This window comes from Halolamina salina (genome assembly GCF_042678005.1).
GTDB lineage: Archaea > Halobacteriota > Halobacteria > Halobacteriales > Haloferacaceae > Halolamina > Halolamina salina.
The window spans coordinates 1-2,587 of record NZ_JBHUDH010000208.1 but is presented as its reverse complement, the minus strand read 5'-3'; the positions used below and the strand labels follow the sequence as shown (position 1 = coordinate 2,587).

Below are 2,587 nucleotides of genomic sequence, written 5' to 3'. Positions count from 1 at the left end.
GCCGCCACTCGCGATCGATCGCGCCGACCGCGCGACCGAACCACGCGACTGGGTGGACATTGGTCGGCGGCTCGCCGACGAGCGCGTCCGCGACGCCCGCGGCCACGACTGCGACGGCGGTCGAGAGGCCGGCCGGTCCGAGCAGGCTCATCTCTGAACCACCTCTCCCCCCGTTTCGGGCAGTTCGAGCGGCGAGAGATCGAGGTTGTCAGCGACGAGCGCCGCCGCGGCCTCGTAGGGATCGTGTTCATCCGCCGCCTCGGTCGGCCGGTCGACTCCGGCCGCCGCGAACGTCCGGGCGACGAACGCCTCGCGGGCGGTTCGGTTCTCGAACAGGCCGTGAAGGTACGTGCCGAGCACGCCGTCGAAAGCGACGCTTTCCGGCCCGAGCGGGCGCTTCACGGATTCGGAGTCGACGCCGTCAGCGAGCCGGCTGTCGCCCATGTGGATCTCGTAGCCGGCGACCGTGCCCGTAGCGCCCGCGAGTGGGTGCCCGGCGTCTTCCGTTGCCGAGAGCTCGCGTTCGACGGCTTCGACGCGTTTCTCCGGCGAGAACGTGGTCCGGACGGGCAGTAGGCCCACTCCGTCGACGGCCTCGACGTCGCCGGTGCCCTCCACGTCGGCGCCGAGGAGGCGCTGCCCGAGCAGCTGGTAGCCGCCACAGAGGCCGACGACGGGACCGTCGAACGCCGCGAGCGCGTCGGGCAGCCCCGCCTCGCGGCAGGCCAGCAGGTCGTCGACGGTGTTCTTCGTCCCGGGGAGCACGACCGCGTCGGCGTCTGTGAGGCTGGCTCCGAGCGGAACCCACGCGACCCTGACGCCCGGAACGCGGGCCAGCGGCTCCACGTCCGTCGCGTTCGACACCCGGGGAAGGCGCGGGACCGCGACGGTGACCGACTGCTCTGGGGAGACGCCGTCGTCCGCACCGAGGACGTGGCGCTCGCCCGTGTCGGGGAGGGCGACGCTGTCCTCCTCGGGCAGCCCCGGATCGTCGTAGGGGAGCACGCCGAGGACGGGGACGCCGGTTCGCTCCTCCAGCCAGTCGATCCCGTCCGCGAGCAGTTCGGGGTCGCCGCGGAACTTCGTGACGACGATCCCGGCGACGCGCTCGCGGAGGTCGTCGGGGAGGAGTTCGAGCGTGCCGACGACGCTCGCGAACACCCCGCCGCGCTCGATGTCGGCGACGAGGACGATCTGGGCGTCGGCGAAGCGGGCAGTCTCGACGTTCGCGAGGTCGCGGTGGGCGAGGTTCGGTTCGGCCGCCGCGCCGGCGCCCTCCGCGACGATCAGGTCGTGCTCGGCCGCGAGCCGTCGGTGGGCCTCGACGGCGGCCGTCCGAGCATCTCCCCAGTGCTCGTCGTAGTACTCGCCGGCGGCGTAGTGGTCGACCGCCTCGCCGTCGAGGACGAGCTGGCTCTCGCCGTCGCCGCGGGGTTTGAGCAGCACGGGGTTGCAGTCGGTCGTCGCCGGCGTCCGGGCCGCACGGGCCTGCACGTACTGCGAGACGCCGATCTCGCCCCAGCCCTCGCCGGTCGTCGACGGCACCGCGCGGGCGTTGTTGCTCATGTTCTGGGCCTTGTACGGGGCGACGGAGAGCCCGCGGTCGGCGAGATGCCGGCACAGCCCCGCCGCGACCGTCGACTTCCCGACGTGGCTCGCGGTCCCGGCGACCAGCAGCGTCGGTGCCGCGGCGTCGTCGCTTCTCCCGGTGCGCCCGTCGCGCTCACCCATCAGTACTCGGTCCCCCGTCGGGCGCGCTGGCCGGCGTCGATCGGATGTTTCTCCTTCGACACGCGGCTCACGAGGTCGGCTGCGTCCTCGAGATACGTCGGCTCGTCGTGGCCGCCGGTCAGCACCAGTTCGAGGTCGTCGGGGGTGCGCTCGACGAGATCGACCACGCCTTCGGGGTCGATCAGCCCGCGGTTGGCGGCGTACAGCACCTCGTCGAGAATCAGCATGTGGACGCCGTTCTCGGGGTTACCGTCGAGCGGGAGTGGCTCGTCGAGGGCGGCGTCGGCGGCAGCGTCGATCAGCTCCTCCGACCGAGCGAGCGCGGCGCGGGCACGGGCGGCGTGCTCCTCGTCCTCGGTCCCGTCGCGGAAGCCGTGCCAGCCGAACTGGCCGGTGGTCTCGTAGCTGAACCCAGGCATCGCCGCGATCGCGTTGTACTCGCCGCGGACAGGGTCGACGCTCGCGGCGCCGCCCTTCATGAACTGCAGTAGGTGGACCCGGTAGCCGTGGCCAGCGGCCCGGAACCCCATCCCCAGCGCCGCGGTCGTCTTCCCCTTCCCGTCGCCCCACCACACCTGCGTGAGCCCGAACTCCTCGGGCGCGGCGGGCTCGATCGGCTCGGCGGCGGGTGTCGATCCGGAACGCTCGTCGTCGCGCATGCTCGTGCGTTGGACGGGTGGGCGCTAAGCGTTGCGGCTCAGGGGTCGAACGTCGTCGCGCGCCGAGTAGTGGCCGTGCCGTGCTCGGCATCGTTGGCTGAGTCGGGGAGCGACCGCTCGGCGTAGCGCGATCGCAGGCTCCCGCGCAGCGCCTCCCGGACACAGGCGCGAGCGGCGTCCCCCACGTCGGTTCCGCT

Annotated in this window: 2 protein-coding genes; both read right to left on the bottom strand. The window is 72.7% G+C overall.

Annotated elements, in window-relative coordinates; all coding sequences use genetic code 11:
- Positions 1 to 147: 147 nt before the first annotated feature.
- Complete coding sequence (locus ACFR9S_RS14600; protein WP_379818950.1) at positions 148 to 1,731, bottom strand: cobyric acid synthase; 1,584 nt, start codon at positions 1,729 to 1,731, stop codon at positions 148 to 150.
- Positions 1,731 to 2,390: a cob(I)yrinic acid a,c-diamide adenosyltransferase gene (locus ACFR9S_RS14595; protein WP_379732916.1), complete on the bottom strand. Its 660-nt coding sequence runs from the start codon at positions 2,388 to 2,390 to the stop codon at positions 1,731 to 1,733. The genes ACFR9S_RS14600 and ACFR9S_RS14595 overlap by 1 nt, the downstream gene beginning before the upstream one ends.
- Positions 2,391 to 2,587 lie beyond the last annotated feature (197 nt).

Excerpts from the sequence above, each read along its gene's own strand:
- ACFR9S_RS14600 (WP_379818950.1), bottom strand. The coding sequence starts at position 1,731 with ATGGGTGAGCGCGACGGGCGCACCGGGAGAAGCGACGACGCCGCGGCA.
- ACFR9S_RS14595 (WP_379732916.1), bottom strand. The coding sequence starts at position 2,390 with ATGCGCGACGACGAGCGTTCCGGATCGACACCCGCCGCCGAGCCGATC.